The organism is Streptomyces sp. NPDC003943 (genome assembly GCF_053605265.1).
In genome coordinates this window covers 99,451-120,915 of record NZ_JBSGIW010000011.1, presented here as the reverse complement: position 1 = coordinate 120,915, position 21,465 = coordinate 99,451, and the positions used below count along the sequence as shown (strand labels likewise).

The 21,465-nt window shown below is 73.2% G+C and carries 18 protein-coding genes; 2 read left to right on the top strand and 16 right to left on the bottom strand.

Translation table 11 applies throughout. The annotated features are described in order from the left end of the window. Nucleotides 1–46: 46 nt before the first annotated feature. The 15 genes from ACWEV0_RS07420 to ACWEV0_RS07350 form a co-directional block, all read right to left on the bottom strand. Nucleotides 47–883, bottom strand: a complete 837-nt coding sequence (locus ACWEV0_RS07420) for an alpha/beta fold hydrolase (RefSeq protein ID WP_453147317.1) — start codon at nt 881–883, stop codon at nt 47–49. A 132-nt stretch (nt 884–1,015) separates the two neighbouring features. Further along, on the bottom strand, nt 1,016–3,784 hold the full coding sequence (locus ACWEV0_RS07415) for an ATP-binding protein (protein WP_453147315.1): 2,769 nt from the start codon (nt 3,782–3,784) through the stop codon (nt 1,016–1,018). Then, nucleotides 3,781–4,668 carry a carbohydrate ABC transporter permease gene (locus tag ACWEV0_RS07410; RefSeq protein WP_453147313.1) on the bottom strand — a complete coding sequence of 296 codons (888 nt, stop codon included), beginning with the start codon at nt 4,666–4,668 and terminating at the stop codon, nt 3,781–3,783. The genes ACWEV0_RS07415 and ACWEV0_RS07410 overlap by 4 nt, the downstream gene beginning before the upstream one ends. After that, nucleotides 4,665–5,633: a carbohydrate ABC transporter permease gene (locus ACWEV0_RS07405; protein ID WP_453147311.1), complete on the bottom strand. Its 969-nt coding sequence runs from the start codon at nt 5,631–5,633 to the stop codon at nt 4,665–4,667. The genes ACWEV0_RS07410 and ACWEV0_RS07405 overlap by 4 nt, the downstream gene beginning before the upstream one ends. Continuing rightward, nucleotides 5,630–6,961, bottom strand: a complete 1,332-nt coding sequence (locus ACWEV0_RS07400; RefSeq protein WP_453147309.1) for an ABC transporter substrate-binding protein — start codon at nt 6,959–6,961, stop codon at nt 5,630–5,632. The genes ACWEV0_RS07405 and ACWEV0_RS07400 overlap by 4 nt, the downstream gene beginning before the upstream one ends. A 104-nt stretch (nt 6,962–7,065) precedes the next feature. Then, complete coding sequence (locus ACWEV0_RS07395; protein WP_453147307.1) at nt 7,066–7,791, bottom strand: alpha/beta fold hydrolase; 726 nt, start codon at nt 7,789–7,791, stop codon at nt 7,066–7,068. Between the two features lie 47 nt (nt 7,792–7,838). Further along, nucleotides 7,839–8,177: a GNAT family N-acetyltransferase gene (locus ACWEV0_RS07390; RefSeq protein WP_453147306.1), complete on the bottom strand. Its 339-nt coding sequence runs from the start codon at nt 8,175–8,177 to the stop codon at nt 7,839–7,841. Nucleotides 8,178–8,223: 46 nt separating this feature from the next. Beyond that, nucleotides 8,224–8,952, bottom strand: a complete 729-nt coding sequence (locus ACWEV0_RS07385; protein WP_453147304.1) for a GPR1/FUN34/YaaH family transporter — start codon at nt 8,950–8,952, stop codon at nt 8,224–8,226. Between the two features lie 14 nt (nt 8,953–8,966). Beyond that, nucleotides 8,967–10,865, bottom strand: coding sequence for an amidohydrolase (locus tag ACWEV0_RS07380; RefSeq protein WP_453147302.1), 1,899 nt, complete (start codon nt 10,863–10,865; stop codon nt 8,967–8,969). Next, nucleotides 10,862–11,815: an alpha/beta hydrolase gene (locus ACWEV0_RS07375; protein ID WP_453147300.1), complete on the bottom strand. Its 954-nt coding sequence runs from the start codon at nt 11,813–11,815 to the stop codon at nt 10,862–10,864. The genes ACWEV0_RS07380 and ACWEV0_RS07375 overlap by 4 nt, the downstream gene beginning before the upstream one ends. Before the next feature lie 43 nt (nt 11,816–11,858). Next, nucleotides 11,859–12,689, bottom strand: a complete 831-nt coding sequence (locus tag ACWEV0_RS07370) for an alpha/beta fold hydrolase (protein ID WP_453147299.1) — start codon at nt 12,687–12,689, stop codon at nt 11,859–11,861. Between the two features lie 211 nt (nt 12,690–12,900). Then, complete coding sequence (locus tag ACWEV0_RS07365) at nt 12,901–14,364, bottom strand: dihydrolipoyl dehydrogenase family protein (protein WP_453147297.1); 1,464 nt, start codon at nt 14,362–14,364, stop codon at nt 12,901–12,903. Beyond that, complete coding sequence (locus tag ACWEV0_RS07360; protein WP_453147295.1) at nt 14,364–14,945, bottom strand: Dps family protein; 582 nt, start codon at nt 14,943–14,945, stop codon at nt 14,364–14,366. The genes ACWEV0_RS07365 and ACWEV0_RS07360 overlap by 1 nt, the downstream gene beginning before the upstream one ends. Before the next feature lie 96 nt (nt 14,946–15,041). Further along, on the bottom strand, nt 15,042–15,539 hold the full coding sequence (locus ACWEV0_RS07355; protein WP_453147293.1) for a DoxX family membrane protein: 498 nt from the start codon (nt 15,537–15,539) through the stop codon (nt 15,042–15,044). A 5-nt stretch (nt 15,540–15,544) separates the two neighbouring features. Continuing rightward, complete coding sequence (locus ACWEV0_RS07350) at nt 15,545–16,207, bottom strand: hydrolase (protein WP_453147291.1); 663 nt, start codon at nt 16,205–16,207, stop codon at nt 15,545–15,547. Between the two features lie 211 nt (nt 16,208–16,418). Here ACWEV0_RS07350 and ACWEV0_RS07345 point away from each other — a divergent pair, with 211 nt between their 5' ends. Next, nucleotides 16,419–16,991, top strand: a complete 573-nt coding sequence (locus tag ACWEV0_RS07345; protein WP_453147289.1) for an antibiotic biosynthesis monooxygenase — start codon at nt 16,419–16,421, stop codon at nt 16,989–16,991. An 8-nt stretch (nt 16,992–16,999) separates the two neighbouring features. Here ACWEV0_RS07345 and ACWEV0_RS07340 read toward each other — a convergent pair whose 3' ends face one another. Next, nucleotides 17,000–18,223, bottom strand: coding sequence for a LacI family DNA-binding transcriptional regulator (locus tag ACWEV0_RS07340; protein WP_453147287.1), 1,224 nt, complete (start codon nt 18,221–18,223; stop codon nt 17,000–17,002). A 247-nt stretch (nt 18,224–18,470) separates the two neighbouring features. Between ACWEV0_RS07340 and ACWEV0_RS07335 the strand changes: the two genes are divergently transcribed. Further along, a complete protein-coding gene (locus ACWEV0_RS07335; protein WP_453147286.1) occupies nt 18,471–21,428 on the top strand; it encodes a polysaccharide lyase family 8 super-sandwich domain-containing protein in 2,958 nt (985 codons plus the stop codon). Nucleotides 21,429–21,465: the final 37 nt, after the last annotated feature.

Below are 21,465 nucleotides of genomic sequence, written 5' to 3'. Positions count from 1 at the left end.
GACGCCCGGGGATCCGGCGTCACCCCGGCGGGTCAGCGGTGGGGCGTCACTTCGCCAGGAAGGCGAGGAGGGCGGCGTTGACCTCCTCGGCGTGGGTCCACAGCAGACCGTGCGGGGCGCCCTCGATCTCGACGTAGTCGGCCGACGGGAGCGCCTTGTGGAACGGGCGCGCGGTGCCCTCGGCCGGGAGGATGCGGTCGGCGGTGCCGTGCAGGATCAGGGCCGGCACGTCGACGGCGGGGATGTCGGCGCGGAAGTCGGTGTACCAGGTGGCCGGAGCGGCGGAGGCGGCGAAGGAGCCGCCGCGGGCCGCGGTGTTCCAGCTGTTGCGGACGGCTTCCTCGCCGATGCGGGTGCCGAGGTTCTCGTCGAGGTTGTAGAAGTCGTTGAAGAAGGCCGTGTAGTAGGCGTACCGGTCGGCCTTCACGGCGGCCACGACGCCGTCGAAGAACTCCTTCGGGGCGACGCCGTCCGGGTTGTCGTCGCTCTTGAGCAGGCAGGGCTCCAGGGAGGCCAGGAAGGCGACCTTGGCGACCCGGCCGGAGCCGTACGTGGAGACGTAGCGGGCGACTTCGCCGGTGCCCATGGAGAAGCCGACGAGGACGGCGTCGTTCAGGTCGAGGGTCTCCATCACGGTGTTCAGGTCGGCGGCGAAGGTGTCGTAGTCGTAGCCGGTGGTCGGCTGGGAGGACTGCCCGAAGCCGCGGCGGTCGTACGTGATCACCCGGTATCCGGCGTCGAGGAGCGCGGCGCTCTGGCGCTCCCAGGAGTGGCCGTCGAGCGGGAAGCCGTGGATGAGGACGACGGGCTGCCCGGCCCCCTGGTCCTCGAAGTACAGCTCGATGGGGGTGGTGTTCTCCTGGCCCACGGTGATGTACGGCATGGGGGTTCCCTCGTTTCGGGTGGACGGGTCCGCGCGTCGAAGCGGCGCGGTGTGCCCTTCACGCTAGGACCGGCCCCGTGGCTCCTGTTGCCGTACCGCGCACCACGCCTTGCACGGGGGCGCAAGGTTCGCTCAGTCGGCCGTGGCCGTTCCCGCGTCGTCCTCCGCGAGGACGATCCGGGCCAGGTGGACCCTGGAACGCACCGCGAGCTTGCGGAAGATCGACGCCAGATGGGTGTTGACCGTGTGCGGGGAGACGACGAGGGCCTCCGCGGCCGACCGGTTGGTGTGGCCCGCGGCGATCAGCCGGGCCACCTTCCGTTCCGAGGCGGTGAGCGCGTCCCAGCCCTGGTCGGTACGCGGCCGGAGGCGTCCGGTGCGCCCGCCGGGGCGGCTTGTGGCCCGCTCCGGTTCGGCCCGGACCCGGTCGGCCTCGGCGTCGGCCCCGGCCTGGGCGTAGAGGTCGTGCGCCCTGGTCAGGGCGGCTGTCGCAGCGGGGTCGCCGGCCGTGAGGAGAGCGCGCCCGAGGTCGGCGGACGCGGCCGCGAGGGGAAGCGGTCGGGGGCCGTCCAGGAGGATGTCCACCGCCCGCCCCAGGAGTCCGTGGTCGGCGTTCACCAGGGCGGCCGCGTGGGCGGCCGTCCCCTGGGCGGTCGGCACGGCGGGGTTGCGCAGGGCGTGTGCGGCGGCCTGGGCCGAGAGGTCCTCGGCCAGCTTCCGGTCCCCGGCGCGCAGGGCGATCCCCACGGCCTGGACGACATGGGGACGCAGGAGCCGCCACCGGAGGAAGGGGTGGTCGCGCTGCGCCGACCGGAGGAGTTCGGCCGCGGCCGTGTGGTCGCCGCCGGCGTCGGCGACCACGGCCTCGAAGTACTGGTGCGCGGCGTGGTTTCCCTTGTTCGGCCGGTCGGCCAGGGCCGCCCGCACGACGTCCAGGTGTTCCCGCGCGGCTTCGCGGTCGCCTCGCAGCATCGCGAGGATGCCTCGGTTGACACGGACGTTGACCAGGAGGCCGGGCAGGTGGAGGTCCGCTTCGAGACGCTCGGCGGTGACGAAGTCGGCGTCCGCGTCGTCGAGCCGGCCGAGCCCGAGGTTCAGGGTCCCCTGGGCCCAGAGGAGCATGGCGGGGCGCAGGGGAGCGTCGCCCGCGCTCCGGAGCAGTCTCCGTACGGTGTCGAAGTCGTCCATGTGGATCCGTGCGACGGCCTCCTCGGGAAGGAAAGCCGTGTCGAACACACTCAGTGCCGTGTGGTGTTCGACGGCGGCGGCGCAGTCGCCCGCGTTGAGGGCGATCTCGCCGAGGCCCCACAGCGCGAGGACCCGGGCCTCCCGGTCTCCGGCCCGCTCCGCCTCCGCGAGCGCCCGTTCGCCGGTCTCGCGAGCGGCCCCGAGGTCGCTCCCGCGGGACCGGGCCAGGGCCTGCCGAGCGGTGAGCCGGGCCCGGACCACCGGGTCGGTGACGGCTGCCAGCGCCGCCGTCGAGCGGCGGGTCAGCTCGTGGATGTCGTCGAGGTGCCACAGCGTGTCGCCGAGTACGGACTGCAGCCGGGCGAAGACGTCCAGGGGCGGCTGCCGGGCGAGCAGCGCGTCGCCGGTGTCCCGCGCCTGCGTGTAGCGGCCCGCGCGGGTCAGCGCGACGATGGCCCGTTCTCCCACCTCGTACGCCATGGGCGCACGGGGCGGTACGAGTTCCAGGGCGCGCACGGCCAGGTCGGCGGCGAGGTCGGGCATCACGGCGATCAAGTCCGTGGCGGCCGTGCCGAGCAGTCCGATCGCCTCCATGTCGCCGGGTTCGGCGCTCTTCAGCAGATGCGGGACCGCGTCGGCGGAGCTCCGGCCCGCCGCGACGAGCCGGCTCGCGGCCTCCCGGTGCAGCGCCCGGCGTACGGAGGGGGCGAGGTCGGCATAGACCGCCTGGCGGAGCAGGTCGTGGCGGAACAGGAGGCGTTCGCCGTCGTCGTGGAGGAGGGCGGCGTCGATCGCCTCGTCCACTTCGGCGCCGAGTCCGGAGGCGGGCCGGCCGCACAGGGCCGCGGCGTCGGCGAGCGAGAAGGCGCGGCCGAGGACCGAGCCGATCCGCAGGAAGTGCAGGGTGTCCGGCCGGAGGCCGGCCAGTCGGCCGCGTACGCCGAGGACCAGCCGCTCGGGCGGTTCCGGCCCCTCGGCCCCCGACGCCACGATGCCGGCGAGCATCTCGGCCGCGAGGAAGGGGTTGCCGCCCGCCTCGTCGAGGAGCTCCGCGACCTGCGCCGGCACGTTCCCGCCGAGGACGTCGCCCGCCAGCTCGGCCAGGGCCGTCCCGGACAGCGGCCGCAGAGCGAGGGTCGTCGTCCGTGGCCCCCGCCCGTACAGGTGCGGGTCGTCCCTGCCCGTGAGCAGCCAGAGGACCGGGGAGCTGAGCAGCCGTGCCGGCAGGACGCTCAGGGCGAACCGGCTCAGCGGGTCGGCCCATTGGACGTCGTCGACCGCGATCAGTACGGGCGTGCCCGCCGAGCGTTCCTCGATCAGCTGGGCCAGCCGTTCGACGAGCCAGATGCGCTGGTCGTGGTGGCCCGCCAGGTCGGCGAAGTCCGCGCCGGAGAGCAGCGGCGGGTCACCGTGCAGGAGGCCCGAGGCCAGGGAGGCGAGCGGTGCCAGCTCGTGCAGCTCCTCGGCACGTCCGTGGCTGACGAGGAATCCGTGGGCCCGCGCGAGCGAGACGGCCTCCTGGAGCAGCGCGGTCTTCCCGATCCCGGGCTCGCCGAGGAGCAGCGCGATCGCGCCTCCCTCGCCGTCGCGCACCGCTTCGACCAGGGCGCGCAGCCGCTCCAGCTCGGCTTCGCGACCCCGCAGTCCGGGCCGGCTCAGCCCGGCGCTCCCGGGCTCGGCCACGTCTCCTCCCTCGGACCGCCCGCGGCTCATCCCTTCACCGATCCGGCGAGCAGGCCCCGGGCGAAGTGCCGCTGCAGGGCGAAGAAGACGAGCAGCGGGACGAAGGCCGACACGAAGGCTCCCGCGGTGAGCCGCTGCCACTCGGTGCCGTAGGTCCCGGCCAGGCTCGCCAGTCTGACCGTCATCGGCGCGGTCTCGGCCGTTCCGCCCGACAGTGTCAGTGCCACGAGGAGGTCGTTCCACACCCAGACGAACTGGATGATGGCGAAGCTGACCAGCGCCGGGCGGGACAGCGGCAGCACGATCCGGAGCAGCAGCGTCCGGTGCGAGGCGCCGTCGACGCGGGCGGCCTCGACCAGCTCCCGGGGCAGCCCCGCCAGGAAGTTGTGCAGGAGGAACACCGCGAACGGCAGCGCGAAGACCGTGTGGGCGAACCAGACCTGGCCGAACCGCGCGGGACCGGTGAGGTGCCACGCGGGCAGGAACAGCCAGCCCTGGGAGAAGAGCTTCAGGAGCGGGACGAGCGCCATCTGGAGCGGCACGACCTGGAGCGCGAAGATGCCGACGACGAGCGCGTCGCGCCCCCTGAAGTCGATCCAGGCCAGGGCGTAGGCCGCGAAGAAGGCCAGGACGAGCGGGAACAGCACCGAGGGGAGGGTGACGACGACGGAGTTGACGAAGTACTCCGCGAGCCGCCCCGGCCCGTTCCCGCCGCCGGAGAGCACTTCGCCGTAGTTGTCGAGCGTGAGGTGCGGCGTGCCGAACACGGTCCACCAGCCCGTCGTCTTGATCTCCTCCTCGGGGCGGAACGAGGAGAGCAGCAGACCGAGGGTCGGTGTCGTCCAGAGGACCGCGATCGCCACCGCGACCGCTGTGCCGGCGCGGGAGGCCAGACGCTCCCGGACGCCGTTCATCCTGTCCTCCGCTGTGCCCGGACCTGGTGGGCGGCCAAGGGGGTGACGAGGAGGAAGAGGAGCACGGCGAGCGCCGCGCCGTGGCCCGTCTCGCCGTAGCGGAATGCCTGGTCGTACATCTCGTGGGCGATCACGCCCGTGTCGAACTGTCCGCCGGTCATGGTCTTGACGATGTCGAAGGCCTTGAAGGTGCCGACCGTCTGGGCGAGGAGGACGACGAGCAGCGTGGGCCTGATCGCCGGCATCGTGATCCGCCGGAAGATCTGCCGCGGGGACGCGCCGTCGAGTCGGGCGGCCTCGGTCAGCTCCACGGGAACGGCTCTGATCGCGCCGGCCAGCAGGACGGCCGCGAGGCCCGTCTGCGTCCACACCATCGCGACGATGAGGAACAGGACGTTCCAGGGAGAGTCCACGAGCCATTGCCTCGGTTCGCCGCCGAACGCGACGACGAGCTGGTTCAGCAGCCCGATCTGCCCGGCATCCGCGGGACGGTAGGCGTAGACGAACTTCCAGACGACACCCGCGCCGACGAACGAGATCGCCATCGGCGTCAGGAGGAGGGACAGCGCGAACGCGCTGAACCGCGACCGTGCGACGGCCGCCGCGTAGAGCAGACCGACCGCGGTGGACGTCAGCGGCACGAGGACCACCCACGCCAGGGTGTTGCGCAGCGCCACCAGGGCCCGGTGGTCGGTGAACATCCACACGTAGTTGTCGAAGCCGGCCCACGTGTCTCCCCCGCCGTCGGTGAACGACAGCGCCAGGGTGCGCAGCCCGGGCAGGAGAAGACCGATCGTGAGCAGCAGCAGAGCGGGGGCGAGCAGGAGGAGGGCCGCGGCCCTCCTCCGCACCGGCCCCCGGTGCAGAGCGAGCAGGATCAGGGAGACCACCGCCGCGAAGGCGGCGAATCCCTGGAGCAGGTACAGCAGCTTGGGCTGCTGGGCGACGACGTCGAACGACTTCACTTTCCCGGCCAGGACCGTTCGATGGAGTCGGCGACCTGCCGGGTGCTCGCGCCGCCGATCCAGTCGACGGCTCCCTTCCAGAACGTCCCCGCGCCGACCGACGCCGGCATCAGGTCCGAACCGTCGAACCTGAACCGGGTCCTGGGATCCTGGAGCAGCTGGATCGAGAGCCTGTCGACCGGGGTGGCGGCGTTCGCCGGATCGACGCCCTTGTTCGCCGAGACGAACGGGCCCTTCTTCATGCGCGCGTTGGCGAAGTCCGCGGAGGCCAGGTACTCCTGGAACGCCCGTACTTCGGGACGGTCGGCGAACGCCGCGGTGAACTCCCCACCGCCCAGGACGGGGCGGTCGGCCGGGTCGGCTCCCGGCAGGAGGAAGGCGTAGACGTCCTTGTCCGGTCCGATCTCGGTGCCCTTCGGCCACATGTCGGCATAGAACGAGGCCTGGCGGTGCATCGCGCAGTCGCCGGAGAGGACCGGCGTGCCGGCCTCCTGGAAGGAGATCGACGCCATCGACCGCGCCGGACCGAAACCCCCGTTGGCGTACCGGTCGTTCTTGAGGATGGACCCCACGGTGTCCATGGCCCTGATCACCCGGGGGTCGTCGAACGGGATCTCGTGGGCGACCCACTGGTCGTAGACGTCCGTGCCCTGCTGGCGCAGCAGCACGTCCTCGATCCAGTCCGTCACGGGCCAGCCGGTCGCCTCGGCGGACTCGATGCCCGCGCACCACGGCTTGACGCCCGTCGCCGCGACCTTCTCCGTCACGGCCATCAGCTCGGTCCACGTGCGGGGAACGCTCAGTCCCCTGTCGCGGAAGAACTTCGGGGAGTACCAGACGAACGACTTCACGTTCGCGACCAGCGGCGTGCCGTAGAGGGTGCCGTCCACGGTCGCGTAGCTGTTCCAGTCCGCCGACCAGCCCTGCTTCGCGAGAGCGGCGACACCGGCGCTCACGGGCTTCAGCTTCCCTGCCCGCGCGAAGCGTTCCAGGAGCCCGGGCTGGGCGAAGAACGCCACGTCCGGCGCGCTCCCGCCGTCGACCCGGAGCTGGATCTGGGCCTCGAACTCCCCGTCCCCCTCGTACTGGACGTCGATGCCCGTGCAGTCCGCGAAGTCCGCCCACGTCTCTTCGAACAGATCGGCCTCCCGGTCCCGGTTCTCCGCGTAGACGGTGACCTTGGTGCCGGGGTGCTTGCCGTACCGGGCGTAGGGTCCGCAGTCCGCGGTGGTGTGCGACCGCGGAGCGCCGTCCTGCGGGGTACCGCAGGACGTGGCCGTGACGACGAGGGCGATGACGGCGAGCGCGAGCCTCGCGCCGAACCTCATGGGTGTGCTTCCTCCGATCGCCCGCCGGGAGTTCTCGGCGGGCGTTTCGGAAAGCTACCGCGTTCGAACGACATAGACCAATCGTTCGATGTTCAAGTGTCGGGTCAGTGCCCCGTGGACCGGACCGCGTCCAGGATCAGCTCCGCCACGGCCTTGGGCTGGGCGAGCATGACCAGGTGCGAGGAGTCGACCTCGACGGTGGTCATGCCGGCCCGCTCGTACCCGTACCGCTCCACATCGGGGTTGATCGTGCGGTCGGAGGAGGCGACCAGGCCCCACGAGGGCTTGGTCCGCCACGCGGCGAGGGGTGCCGCCTCCGTGAAGGCCCGTGCGGCCAGGGGGCGCTGGGAGACGGCGAGCACCGCGGCGAGCCCGGGCTCGACGTCCGCCGCGAACAGGGCGGGGAACCGGTCGACCGCCACCGAGACGTCGGTGCCGGTCTCGGTGGAGCCGGCCACGGGGAAGGGCGTGTAGACGAGCGCGTCGGCGAGACCGGAGTCGGGGAAGCGGCCCTGCAGCTCGCCCAGGCTCTCGCCCTCCTCCAGTGCGTAGCCCGCGAGGTAGACCAGTGCGCGGACGTTGTCCTCCGCGCCGGCGAGCGTGATGACGGCGCCGCCGTAGGAGTGCCCCACCAGGACGACGGGGCCGTCGACGGCGCGTATCACGGAGGCGATGTACGCGGCGTCGTCGACGAGGCTGCGATTGGGCACCGCGGGGGCCACCACCTCCAGTCCGGCGGCGGTCAGTTCGGGGATGACGCGGGCGAAGCTGGAGGCGTCGGCGAAGGCGCCGTGGACCAGGACGACGGTGGGGCGGGCGTGTCGGGGCATGGGGGAACTCCTCGGCGAGTGGGTGGGGAGGGTGGTCAGGGGTCGGTTCACAGGCCGAAGCGGGCGCGGCGCGCCTCGGGCACCAGGTCGGCGTACTCGGGGTGCTTGCCGATCCAGCCGCGGATGAAGGGGCAGTACGGCAGGACGCGGAGCCCACGGGCCCGGGCGTCGTCGAGGGCGCCGCGGGCGAGCAGCCCGCCGAGACCCCGGCCGCCGAAGCGGGGATCGATCTCGGTGTGGATGAAGGCGATCTCGCCCTCGGAGAGGTGGTACTCGGCGAAGCCGGCGGTCTCGGTGCGGTCGCCGTCGCCGTCGGCGGCGGCGGCGGTCTCGGCGAGGATCTCGTACCGGGACTTCTCGGGCCGGTCGATGACCTTGGGTTCCATGGGTGCTCCTGTCTGATCGCGGTGTTACGGCGGCCGGCGGCCGGGGTCAGAGGGTGCGGCGCACGCCCGCCTGGCGTTCCAGGTTGCGGAGCTGGACGGCGAGGTCGCCTTCCACGGCGAGGTGGGCGGGGCCGCTGCGGCCGAGGGGCAGGACCTGCTCGCTGCGCATGTCCTCGAGCATCAGGGCGAACGCCGTGTACATCGCCACCAGCGCCACCACGAACCCGAGCACCCCGGACGTGCGCGTCAGCCATTCGACGCCGGTGACGCCCGCGAGGCCGGTGGCCGCCCAGCGGGGCAGGGAGACGGCGAGGACGAGCCACAGCGCCCGCTTGGGCCCGGTCACGGCGGTCATCAGCGCGCCGAAGCAGAGGAGCGCCAGGTTGAAGACGCCGAGGACCTTCAGGCCGTCGGCCGCGCCGCTGAGCATGATGAGCGAGTACGGCAGCCAGCTGCCGGCGAACACCGCCATCAGCGTGGCCGCGATCACGTCACGGGCGCCGAAGGCCAGGAAGCTGACCAGAAGTTGGAGGACGAAGGCCGGCAGCACGGTGAAGGCGACAGCGGTGCGGGCCTCCTCGCCGAAGATCCCGAGCTGGAGGCAGCCCGTCATCACGGACGCGATGGCGATCGTGAAGAAGCCGAGCGGCATGGGTGAGGCGATGGGGCGCAGGTTGATCCGGGTCATCGACCGGAGGTCCGGCTCGAAACGGCGTCCCGGGGGCGCGGCGGGGTCCTGTTCGTCGCCGTCGGCGGCCGGGGAGGCGGCAGTCATCGGATGGCTCTCTTTCAGTGGTCGAAGCAGGGGTCGACGAAGGACGGCGCCGTCTCGGGGACGGAGCCGCGCGCGACGCGCCACCGGCGGTGCTGCTCGGACTCGTCGACGGCCTCGGCCACGAGCGATGCCTGGTGGGCGCCTCCCTGGCCCGACTGGTAGCCGCCGAAGCGGGCGACGGGGCTCCATGCGGGGCTCACCGGCGGGACGGCCTCGTCGAGTCCCTCGTACTCCGCGGTCGCGTAGACGATCCGGCCGCCGACGACGGTGAGGACGGACTCGATGTCGGGGATGACGTCCTCGGGCACGGTGAGGAAGTCGTCGGAGAGGACAGCGAGGTCGCCGTAGCAGCCCTCCCGCAGGGTGCCCTTGACGTCCTGCTCGCCGGTGAGCCGCGCTCCGCCCCGGGTGTAGAGGCCGAGGGCGGTCTCCCGGTCGATCAGGTTCCCGGCCGGGTAGAGCGCGGTGCCGCCGACGGTGCGCCCGGTGACCAGCCAGTGGAGGGCGACCCACGGGTTGTACGAGGAGACGCGGGTCGCGTCGGTGCCGGCGGCGACGGTCAGGCCGCGGTCGAGCATGGCCCGGACCGGCGGGGTGTGGGCGGCTGCCTCGGCGCCGTAGCGGTCGCGGAACGCGGCTCCCTGGAAGGACATCCGGTTCTGGACCGAGACGGCGCCGCCGAGGGCGGCGATCCGGTCGAGGCTGCCGGCCGAGACCGTCTCCGCGTGGTCGAAGAGCCAGCGGCTGCCACCGGGGAAGAGTCCCTCCGCGGCGAGCTTCTCGAAGACGGCCAGGTCGCGCCGGATCGTCTCGTCGTAGGTCGCGTGGAGCCTGAACCCCCAACCATTCTCCAGCAGGAGCCGGACAGCCTGCTCGAACTCGCCCTCGTAAGCGCCGAGTTCGGGTCGCGGTTCGGAGAAGTTCTCGAAGTCGGCGGCGGCCCAGGTCAGGTTCTCGCCCGCGCCGTTGAGCCGGAGCCACTCGTCCCCGTCCCCCGGCTTGACCATCTCGGTCCAGCGCTTGAGGTCGGCGAGCTCCTGCCCGGCCGTCTGCGGGAAGAGGTGGTAGGCGATCCGGAGGCTCAGCTCTCCCGACCTGGCGAGGTCGACGACGGTCGCGTAGTTGTCGGGGAAGTTCTGGAACCCGCCCGCGGCGTCGACCGCCGAGGTCAGTCCGAAGCGGTTCAGCTCGCGCAGGAAGTGCCGCGTAGAGGTCCGCTTGTCGGCCTCGTCGAGGGCGGGTGCCTTCGCCAGGGTCGAGTAGAGGATGAGCGCGCTCGGCGCGGCGAGCAGCACGCCGTTGGGTTCGCCGTCCCGGCCGCGGACGATCTGCCCGCCGCGCGGATCGGGGGTCTCCCGGGTGAAACCGGCGGCCTTGACGGCGGCCCGGTTCATCAACGCCGACTGGTACAGGTGCAGGACGAACACGGGGGTGTCGGGGGCGGCGGCGTTCAGCTCGGCGACGGTCGGCATCCGGCGCTCGGCGAACTGTTCGGCGGTCCAGCCGCCGACGACCCGGATCCACTGCCCCTTGGGCGTGCGGCCGGCCTGCTCGCGCAGCATCGCCAGCGCCTGGCGGAGGCTGCGTACGCCGTCCCAGCGCAGCTCCAGGACGTAGTTGAGGCCGCCCCGGATGACGTGCAGGTGCGAGTCGTTGAGTCCGGGGATCACCCGGCGGCCGAGCGCGTCGACGACCTTGGTGCCCGGCCCGACGAGGTGGGCGAGGTCGTGGTCGTCGCCGAGGGCCGCGACCCGGCCGTCGCGGATCGCGACGGCGCGGGCCTCGGGCCGGTCGGGGTCACCCGTGAACACCTTGGCGTTGCGGACGAGGAGATCGGCGTGCTCGTGCTCCCGCCGCGGGGCGGGGACGAGGCCCGCCACCGGCATGCTCGTCGAAGGCCCGGTCGTGGTCATGCGAGGGCCTTCCGCAGGATGTCGGTGGCGACACCGATGGCGAGCTCCGCGCCCTGGGTCTCGCGCAACGCGTTCAGCATCACGAAGTCGTGGATGACGCCCTGGACGCGCAGGGCGGTGACGGGCACCCCGGCGGCACGGAGCTTCGCCGCGTACGCCTCGCCCTCGTCGCGCAGCACGTCCGCCTCGGCGGTGACGACCAGGGCGGGCGGGAGGCCGGTGAGCTGCTCGGTGGAGGCGCGCAGCGGCGAGGCGGTGATCTGCGCGCGCTCGGCCTCGTCCGTCGTGTACTGGTCCCAGAACCACTTCATGGCGTCGAGGCGCAGGAAGTAGCCCTCGGCGAACTGACGGTACGAGTCGGTGTCGAAGCTCGCGTCCGTGACCGGGTAGAAGAGGACCTGCTGGACGAGGCTCACGTCGCCGCGCTCCTTGGCCATGAGGGTGAGCGCCGCGCTCATGTTGCCGCCGACCGAGTCGCCCGCGACGGCGATCCGCGTGCCGTCGAGGTCCTTGTGGTGACCCTCGCGGGCGACCCACTGGGCGACGCTGTAGTTCTGCTCGATCGCGACGGGGTAACGCGCCTCGGGCGAGAGGTCGTACTCGGGGAAGACCACGGCCGCCCGGGTGCCGACGGCCAGTTCGCGGACGAGCCGGTCGTGGGTGTGCGCGTTGCCGAAGACCCAGCCCGCGCCGTGGATGTAGAGGATGACGGGGAGGGATCCGGTGGCACCGCGCGGACGGACGATCCGGACGCGGACGTCGCCGGTCGGGCCGCCGTGGACCGTGATCCACTCCTCGTCGACCTCGGGCAGGGGAACGCCTTCGCCGCTCTGGACGTCGTCCACGGCCTTGCGGCCTTCGGCGACGGGGATCTGGTAGAGGTACGGCGGCGGGGCGGTGGCCTCGGCGAACGCCTGGGCGGCGGGTTCGAGGACCGGACGGTTCGTCATGTGGGGTTCTCCTTCGGGATGTACGGGAGGGGGCAGGACCGGCTCAGCGGGTCGCCCGCGCGGCGGCGAGGATCACGTGGGTGACCACGGCGGGGCGGGAGACGGCCACGGCGTGCGAGGCGTCCACCTCGGTGACGTGCGAGCCGGCGCGCCGGGCCATCCACTGCTGGGCGGCCGGCGGGATGTTCTTGTCGGCGGTGGCGATCAGCGCCCAGGACGGGATCGTCCTCCAGGCCGCCTCGCCGGCCTTCTCCTCCAGGGCGGTGGTGGCGACCGGGCGCTGGCTCACGGCCATGACGGCCGCGTCGGCGGTGGGGACGTCGGCGGCGAACTGGGCGTGGAACTTGGTCCGTTCGATGACGAGTTCGGTGCCGGTGCCGCCGCCGGGCAGCGGGTACGACCGCGGGTTCACGGTGTCGCCGAGGGTGGAGCCGGGGAACCTGGCGGCGAGCTCGGCGGCGCTCTCGCCCTTGTCCGGGGTGAAGGCGGCGATGTAGACGAGGGCCTTCACCCGGCTGTCGCCCACCGCGGCGCCGCTGATGACGGCGCCGCCGTAGGAGTGGCCGACCAGGACGACGGGTCCGTCGACGGCGGTCAGCACGCTGCGCAGGTAGGCGGTGTCGTCGGCGAGGCCGCGCAGCGGGTTGGCGGGGGCCAGGACGGGGTAGCCGGCGTGCTGCAGCCGCCGGATCGTGCCGCTCCAGCTGGAGGCGTCCGCGAACGCTCCGTGGACCAGGACGATGGTGGGCTTGGGCTCGTGCCGATCGTCACCGGTGGCGGCGGTCGGGCGGCTCGCGGGTCCGGCGCCGACCAGGGCGGCGAGCGTCGCGGGCAGGGCGAGGCCGAGGGCGAGGGAGCGTCTCGTGGGATGCATGGGGGTTTCCTTGTCGGGAGGTCAAGCGTTCCGGTGCGCTGGGTCGGGCGGGAGGGTCTGCCGCGATCGGGCCGGGCGGTTGCGGGGGTCGGGCGGGGTCCGGCCTCAGAGGCCGTAGGCCGTACGCCTCCAGGAGGGGCGGCCGGTCGGCCGGGGTCCGGCCTCGGAGCCGTACGCCTCCCGAAGGGGAGCAGTCGGACCGGGTCTCGTCTCAGAGCCCGTACGCCTCCAGGAGCCGCAGCCAGACCTCGCTCACCGTCGGGAAGGAGGGCACGGCGTGCCGCAGGCGTTCGACCGGGACCTCGCCCACGAGCGCGACGGTGGCGGTGTGGATCAGCTCGGTCGCCATCGGGCCGGTGAGGGTGCAGCCGACGACGACTCCCCTGGCCTCGTCGACGACGAGCTTGGCGTGGCCGCGGTAGCCGTCCGCGTGGAGCGCGGCACCGGCGACGTCGTCGATGCGGTACTCCACCGCGCGTACCGCGAGGCCCGCTTCGCGTGCCGCGCGCTCCGTGAGACCGACGCTCGCGACCTCGGGGTGCGTGAAGACGGCCTGCGGGACGGCGAAGCGGTCGGCCTCCGCGCTCCACGCCTGCCGGTCTCCGGTGCGGGCGGGCCGGCCCGCCGCGCGCTCGGCTATCGCCGCCGCGCAGGCGCGGGCCTGGTACTTGGCCATGTGGGTCAGCGGCGCACGGTGGTTCACGTCGCCGACGGCGTAGAGCCAGTCGCCGTCGAGGGCGGTGACCCGGCAGGTGTCGTCGACGGGGAGCCAGTCCCCGGCCGGCAGTCCGACGGAGTCGAGACCGAGGTCGGCGGTGCGCGGACGCCGGCCGACGGCGGCCAGGACCTCGTCGCAGACGAGGGTGGCGCCGTCGTCGGTGTGCACGGTCACGGCGCGGGTGCTCGTGTCACGGGCGACCCGGACGGCCGAGACCCCGAAGCGGACCGTCACGCCGAGACCGGTCAGCCCGCGGGTGACCTCCTCGCCGGCGCACGGCTCCCACCCGGTCAGCAGGGCCTGGTCGCGGACGAGCAGGGTGACGGCGGAGCCGAGCGAGCGCCACGCGGTGGCCATCTCACAGGCCACCACTCCCCCGCCGATGACGACGAGCCGCCCGGGCACCGCGTCGGCCGTGGTGGCCTGCCGGCTGGTCCACACACCGATCCGGTCGAGCCCTTCGACCGGCGGCAGGACGGGTTCCGTGCCGGTGCTCAGCACGACCGCGTGCCGGGCCCGCAGGGTGCGGACCGCGCCGTCGGGCCCGGTCACGGCCACCCGGCGCTCTCCGGCGAGCCGGCCGTGCCCCCGTACGAGGGCGATGCCGGCGCCGTGGAGCCAGTCGGCCTGGCCGGTGTCGTCTCCGCGAGCGGTGAACCGGTCGCGGCGGGCCAGCACGTGCGCCGGGTCGAGTGCCGCCGTGACCGTCTGCCGGGCGCCGTCGACCGCCCGCGCGGCCTTGCGCGCCGCGCCGGGACGCAGCAGCGCCTTGCTCGGCACACACGCACGGTAGGAGCACTCGCCGCCGACCGCCTCGGCCTCGACGACGACGGCCGTCAGTCCCGCCCGGACGGCCCGGTCGGCGACGACCTCGCCGCCCGGACCGCCGCCGACCACGACGACGTCGTACGCGCCCTCGGGCGCCTCCTCGTTCGTGCCCTCGTACGGGTCGTCCATCAGCCGCGTACCAGAGGGGTGTCCACCAGGTGCTCGGCCAGGAACCACACCTGCGCCTCGCCGGTGCGGATGACGTCGGAGACGAGCAGGTCGGTGCTGCCCTCGTCGCCCTCCTTGGAGAGCCGGGCGGCGGCGTCCCGGGCGTCGATCAGGATCCGCTCGTGCGCGTCGAGCAGCCGCGACAGCATGACGGGGACCTCCTCGACGCCGTCCGGCGGGCGCGGGATCGCCGTCAGCTCGGCGACGTGGCGCGGGTCTCCGACCGCGACGCCGCCGAGGCTCTGGACCCGCTCGGCCAGCGCGTCGACGATGGCCAGCTGCGCCTCCGCGTGCTTGTCCAGCATCAGGTGGAGCGAGTAGAAGGTCGCCCCGCGCATGAGCCAGTGGTGCTTCTTGTAGAGGGAGTAGAGGATCTGCGTGTCGGCGAGGACGCGGTTGAGCCGCTGGCAGGCGTACATACGGGTGTCGTGGCCGAGGCCGATCGGCAGCTGCTTGAGCGTGCCGAACGCCTGGGTCTCGGCGCCCTTCTGGTGCAGCAGCGGCTGGCCGCCGCCGCGTGCCGGTGTGGTGGTGGTGTCCATCGAGTGCTCCTGGTCGGCTGGTCGGGAAGAGGTGGGAGGGCCCGGCCGCCCGGTCGGGGGTACGCGGGCGGCCGGACCCGGTCGGTGCGGCGGCGCTCAGCGCGCGCCGGGGGCGGGCCGGTGCAGGACCAGCCGGGTGAGCAGCCCGCTGCCGAGCCCGGCCACGAGCGCGAGGGCGGCCCACCACAGCGGGTACGGCGTGAGGCCGAGTGCCGCGTCGAGGGACCAGGCGCCCGGTCCGGTGGCGGCGAGGGCGGCGGCGGTGCCGACGAGGACGAGCGGGTACTCGTATCCGTCGTTCTGCACCCAGAGGCCGTGGGGCCGCTTGACGGTGAGGGCGACCGTCATGACCCCGATGGTTCCGGTCGCGGCGAGCGGGGTCAGGAGGCCGGCGGCGAGCAGCAGACCCGAGCCGATCTGGCCGCCGCCGGCCGCCAGGGCGGTGAGGGCTCCGCCCCGGAAGCCGTCGGCGCGGAACTCCTCGGTGCCGCCTTCGAGTCCCCGGCCGCCCAGGTGCGAGCTGATCTTCTGCACACCGTGGCCGGCGACGAGCAGTCCCACCAGCAGACGCAGGATCAGAATGCCGGTGTCCACGGGGGTCAGCCGGCCGCGTGCGCGCCGATGACGCTCTGCGCGTACACGACACCCAGGCCGTAGGCGCCGGCGTGGGCCTTGACGATCTCCATGACGGCGCCGTACGTCTCCTGTCGCGCCCAGTCGCGCTGCAGCTCCAGGAGCACCTGGACCCAGGTGACCGGGACCGCGCCGGCGGCCACCATCCGCTGCAGCGCGTGCTCGTGGGCGGCCGGGCTGACGCCGCCGGAGGCGTCGGAGACGACGTACACCTCGTAACCCTGCTCCAGCGCCGAGAGCGCGGGCAGCACCAGGCAGACCTCGGTCCACAGACCCGAGAGGATGATCTTCTTGCGCCCGGTCGCCTTGACCGCCGCGACGAGCGCCTCGTCCTCCCAGGCGTTCATGGTGGTGCGGTCGATGATCTCGTGCTTGGGGAACACCTCGGCGAGCTGCGGCAGCAGCGGCCCGGAGAACGACTCGGCGGCGACCGTGGTCAGGACGGCCGGCACGTCGAAGGCCCGGGCCGCCTTGGCGAGACCCACGGTGCTGTTGATGATCGCGGCACGGTCGCCACTGCCGGTGCCGAAGAACATCTGCGGCTGGTGGTCGACGAAGAGCATGACCGAGTTGTCGGGCGTGAGCAGGTCCTTGCTCGGAGCGGCCTGCACCTTGGCGATGTCGAACATGAGGGGTCCTCTTTCGGAGCGATCGGTAACGTGCCCGCCGCCTCGGCGGCTCGGCACCCCTCGAAGCTACGAGCGCCCGGACCGGTCGCCTTTGCCTCCCGCGCCCGGACGGTGGCACGACAGCGCACTGTCGGCCGGGACCGGGGCCCCCGCGCGGCGGCGCGCAGCGCGTACAGTGTGGTCGGGCGCGGTGAGATCATGAGGAGTTCGTGTGACCGCGGTCAGCCTTGAGCACACCACCGTTCCCGCCGACAGCGGCGAGGTGACCCTGCTGATAGCCCGCCGGGTGGAGCCCGGCTACGAGGCCGCCTTCGAGCGGTGGGCGAAGGGCATCCTCGACACGGCGGCGACGTTCCCCGGCCACCTCGGTTACGGGCTCTTCCGCTCCTCCGGCGGCGACGCCCCCTGGTTCCTCGTCCACCGTTTCCGCGACCCGGAGGCGTGCCGGGCCTGGCAGGAGTCGCCCGAGCGGGCGGCCTGGTTCGCCGACTGCGACGGCCACCACCACACCGAGATCGCCCGGCGGCAACTGACCGGCATGGAGACCTGGTTCGCCAAGCCGGGCTCGACCCGGCCCGCGCCGCCCCGGTGGAAGATGGCCGTCAGCGCGACCCTGGCGATCTATCCGATCTCCGTGCTCGGCAGTCTCTTCCTCATGCCGCACCTGACCGCGCTTCCCGTCCTGCTCAGCAGCGCGGTCGTGGCCTGCGTCTTCAACGTGCTCATGACGTACGTGGCGATGCCGACCGTGAGCAGGCTCCTGCGCGGCTGGCTCACGCCGTAGCGGCCGGCTCACGCCGGAGGAGGAACGTGCGCGTCGCCTCCGGGAGTACGGCTCGGAGACCTCCACGCCCCGACGGCCGCTGCCCGAGGGCCGCCGCCCTGGCCGCCGTCGCGGCCGCCGCAGGAGTCGCGCACGGTGATGGCGGGACGCAGCAGCACCTGACGCCGGGGCTGGTCCGGGTTCCGGAGCCGGTGCAGCAGCAGCCCCGCCGCGGTGCGGCCCAGCTGGTGCTTGGGCGGCGCCACGGCGGTGAGCGGGATCTCGGCCAGGTCGGCGATCTCGTCGTCGTAGGCGATCAGCGCCAGGTCCTCGGGCACCGTGAGGCCCGCCCGGCGCGCGGCGGCCGCGAGGAGGGCCGCCTGCCGGTCGCCGAAGCAGACCGCCGCCGTGGCACCGGCGGCGCGCAGCCGCGCCAGGCAGCGGTCGGCCGCGGCCGGGCTCCACTCCTGCAGGGCGGCGCTGAACTCGGCCGTACGGAGGCCGAGTTCGCGTACGGCCTGGCGGAAGCCCCGGCTCACCGGCTCGGCCGTCGGGCTGGGGGCGCGCAGTACCAGACCGATGGCCCGGTGGCCGAGGCGGGCGAGGTGGTGGACGGCGTCGTAGCCGCCGGCCTCGTGGTGGGTGCAGACGTTCTCCGTCGTGTCGCCGAGGGTGCTGCCCCGGCGCTCCATCAGCACGGCAGGCACGGGCAGTCCGGCCAGCCGGCGCAGATACGCCTCGGGCCGCTCGGGCCCGTCCAGGGTGGGCACCAGGAGCAGGCCGTCGGCTCCGGCGTCGAGCAGCTCCCGGAGGGCACGCAGTTCGCGTGCCTGGTCGTAGTCGGAGCAGACGATCGCGAGCCGGGCGCCGGCCGCCGCGAGCTCCTCCTCGATGCCGGCCAGGACCCGCGGGTAGTAGAAGGCGGTGTCCGGCACGACGACGCCGATCAGTTCGGCGCGGCGTTCGCCGCTGTCCGGGGCGAGGACATAGGTGCCCGCTCCCTGCCGGCGCACCACGAGCCGCTCGGCGACCAGATCGGCGACCGCCCGGCGGACGGTGCTGATGGAGGCGCCGTTGGCCCGCGCGAGTTCGGGTTCGGTCGGCAGCCGGCTCCCCGGCGGCCAGACGCCTTCCGCGATCTCCCGGCGCAGCCGGTCCGCGAGCTTCCTGAACTTCAGCTCCCTGCCGGCGGGTCCGCCGGCATCCGTCCCGCGGTACACCGAGCCGGTCATGTGCACTCCCTGGTCACTCACGCCAACCAAGGATTTGGCACGAGTCATGCGAGGTCAACGCCCATTCGACCGCATGAATCCCCCGATGAACAGACCTTCGCCGCCCGCCGGCGCGCAAGGCCTCCACCGCGCCGCGCCCGCGAAACATGTGGTCGGTCATGTGCCGCCGACGCGTTGCCCTCCCTCGGCACGACACCTAGCGTCCTCGCCATTCCGATCAGGGAATCCGGTCACGGAGCCGGTCACGAGCTCGTCAAGGAGGACGCTCATGGACGCCGAGCAGTTCGCTGTGCCTCTCACCACGGCGGTGAGCCGCCGTCGGCTGCTCCAGCTCACCGGGGCGGCCGCCGCCCTGGCCGGCGCCACCCAGGTGCTCGGCCCGACGCCGGCCCGGGCCGCCGACACGTACGACGCCATGCGCGACACCTGGGTGCGGCTGCTCACGGGCACCGGCTTCGACCCGGCCGCCGCCCCGTTCGCCTCCGCGCTGTCCACTCTCGGCACCGAGGCGAACACCCACCTGTCCGCGATGGCACCGGGAGCCTCCTCGCTCTGGCCGGACCTGCCGGTCGGCACCGTCTCCGCCAACGTCACCACCAGCTACGCCCGGCTGCGGACGATGGCTCTGGCGTACGTCCAGCCGGGCACCGGCCTGACCGGCAGCGCCTCGCTCGCCTCGGCCGTCTCCACCGGCCTCGACTGGCTGTCCGCGCACGCGTACACGCCGTCGACGGCCGTCTACGACAACTGGTGGGACTGGGAGATCGGGGCGCCGCAGCGGCTCCTCGACGTCTGCGCGCTGATGTACTCCCGGCTCACCCCGACGCAGATCGCGGACGGCTGCGCCGCGATCGACCACTTCGTGCCGCTGTCCGAGGTCACCTCCTACAGCGGGCACAGCACCGGCGCCAACCGGGTCGACCTGTGCCGGGTGCTCGCCGTGCGCGGCGTGATCGGCAGGAGCCCGAGCCTCATCGGCACCGCCCAGCAGGCGCTGTCCCCGGTCTTCCCGTACGTCCTGACCGGTGACGGCCTGTACGCCGACGGCAGCTTCGTCCAGCACGGCTGCGTCCCGTACGCCGGCACCTACGGCACGGTCCTGCTCGGCGGCCTCGGCAGGATCTTCGCGCTGCTCGCCGGGACGCAGTGGGCCGTCACCGACCCGGCGGCGCAGAACGTCTGTTCCGGTGTGGCCGCCGGCTGGGCGCCGTTCGTCTACAACGGCCTTGTCATGGACGGCGTCTCGGGCCGGGCGATCAGCCGCGGCGTGCAGAACAGCGACTCGCTGCGGATCCAGCAGGACGACCACACCCGGGGCCACGCGGTCGTCTCGGACATCCTCCGGCTCGCCGCCTCGGGAACGCCCACCGCCGCGCAGTCGGCGTCCTGGAAGGCGATGGTGAAGGGCTGGCTCCAGCGCGACTACTACGCGCCGCTGCTGACCGACAAGAGCGTCGGGATCCCCGAACTGGCCGCCGCGCAGGCCCTGTTGAACGACACGACGGTCACCGCCGGCGCGGAGCCCGTCGGACACCGGCTGTTCGCCATGGACCGGTCCGTCCACCGCCGGGCCGGCTGGGCCGCGCAGATCAGCATGTGCTCCGCCCGCACCACCTTCTACGAGACCGGCAACGGCGAGAACCTGCGCGCGTGGCACTCCAACAGCGGCATGCTCTCCTGGTGGGGCGACACCTACGGCAACGGGCAGTACGCGGACGCCTTCTGGGCCACCGTCGACCCGTACCTGCTGCCCGGCACCACCGTCTCCACGCTCCCCCTCGCCGACGCGGCCGGCGGGGCGTGGAACGCGAGCAGGCCCGCGAACACCTGGGCCGGCGGCACCACCGACGGCACCTACGCCGCCGTCGGCCAGGACGTGCGCGGGCTGCAGTCCACCCTGACCGGCCGGAAGTCCTGGTTCTGCCTGGACGACTCGGTCTACTGCCTCGGCGCCGGCATCAGCAGCACCGACGGCGTCGGCGTGCAGACCACCGTCGACAACCGCAACCTGGGCGCGAACAACAACCAGGTCTTCACGGTCGACGGCACCGTCCAGCCCAGCACCCTCGGCTGGAGCCGGACCTTCACCGGCAGCCGGTACATGGCGGTGGGCGGCATGGGCGCCTGGGTCTTCCCGGGCGGCGCGACCGTCAAGGCCAAGCGGGTCGCCCGGACCGGCGCCTGGTCCACCGTCAACACCTCCTCCTCCACCACCCCCCTCACCCGCAACTACCTCTCGCTCTGGTTCGACCACGGCACCGACCCCACCGGCGCGGCCTACTGCTACCAGCTCATGCCGGGTGCCACGGCCTCCGCCGCGGCGGCCCGGGCCGACGCCCCCGACGTCACCGTCCTCGCGAACGACGTCACCGCGCAGGCCGTCAGCTGCCCGTCGCTCGGCCTGACCATGGCCAACTTCTTCGCCGCCGGCACCGCCGGACCGATCACCGTCTCCGCGCCCTGTTCGGTGCTCATGAAGGAGCGGAACGGCACCCTGACCGTGGTCGTCTCCGACCCCACCCGGACCGCGGCGACCGTCCGGGTCACGATCGCCCGCAGCACCTACCCCGCCGTCTCGGCCGCCGCCGGCGTCAACGTGCTGACCACCTCCGGGCAGGTCGTCCTGCTCGCCGAGACCGGGGGCACCCAGGGCGCCGGCCGGACCGTCACCCTCAGCGCCTCCGGCCCGGCCGCCGCGCCGCGGACCGCGGCCACACTGAGCGCCACCGCCACCACGTACGTCCGCGACGGCGCGTACGGCAACACCAACTACGGCAACGCCACCACCATGGTCGTGAAGAACACCGACAGCACCGGCAGCGGCTACAACCGCAGGTCCCTGCTCGCCTTCGACGTCGCCGGGCTCACCGGCGACGTCTCCCGGGCCGTGCTCTGGCTCCACGGCAACGTCCAGGACTCCGGCGGCACCCGGACCGTCCTCCAGGCCTTCGCCACGGCCTCCGGCTCCTGGACCGAGACCGGAGTGACCTGGAACAGCGCCCCGGCCCTGGCCGGCGCGCTCGGCACCGGACAGGTCTCCACCGGTTACGACTGGGTCGGCCTCGACGTCACCGACGCCGTGGCCGCCGCACAGACCTCCGCCGGCGGGAACGGCACCGCTTCGCTCGCCGTCTTCGAACCGCTCGGCGCGGCCGGCCTCGCGGCCGTCCTGAACACGCGGCTCAGCGGCGCCGGCCAGCCCTGCCTGGAGGTCGTCACGGGCTGAGGCGTCCGCCTTCGGCCCCTTGAGACGGTCGTCACCG